Origin of the sequence: Klebsiella sp. MS 92-3 (genome assembly GCF_000195655.1) — a bacterium.
GTDB classification, from domain to species: Bacteria; Pseudomonadota; Gammaproteobacteria; order Enterobacterales; family Enterobacteriaceae; genus Klebsiella; species Klebsiella pneumoniae.
Window position 1 is genome coordinate 60,666 of record NZ_GL882847.1, and the last position, 385, is coordinate 61,050.

The window sequence follows — 385 nt, forward strand, 5'->3', positions numbered from 1 at the left end:
CCCCCCCCCCCCGCGCGCGGGGGGGGGGGGCTTTTTTTTATCTTAAACCTGGAGTTTATTATGGTGAGTTTAAAATCCTTCCTGCACTATTTCTCCCCAGCGCGTCCGGCACAGCCATTAAGCGAGGCGGAAAAACAGCAAATCGAGGCGCTGATTCAGGCCTTTGGTGGCGAAGCGAATATTACGCAAGTGGACGCCTGTATTACCCGTCTGCGGGTTAGCGTTCGCCATCTTGCGGCCGTGGACTCCGAAGCATTACAGCAGCAGGGCGCGCTGGGGGTTATTATTCTTGGTCAGCAGGTGCATGCTATTTTCGGTAAACAGTCCGATGCGCTGCGTCAGCTTCTGGATGAACATTTTGCCGCCCGGAAATAAATAAAACGGG

Annotated in this window: 1 protein-coding gene; it reads left to right on the forward strand. The window is 54.5% G+C overall.

The window, feature by feature from the left end:
* The first annotated feature begins 60 nt into the window (after window positions 1-60).
* Complete coding sequence (locus tag HMPREF9538_RS05770; RefSeq protein WP_002892003.1) at window positions 61-375, forward strand: glucose PTS transporter subunit EIIB; 315 nt, start codon at window positions 61-63, stop codon at window positions 373-375.
* Window positions 376-385 lie beyond the last annotated feature (10 nt).

What these genes read in the sequence shown, in the direction of transcription:
- HMPREF9538_RS05770 (WP_002892003.1), top strand. Translation starts at nt 61, where the DNA reads ATGGTGAGTTTAAAATCCTTCCTGCACTATTTCTCCCCAGCGCGTCCG.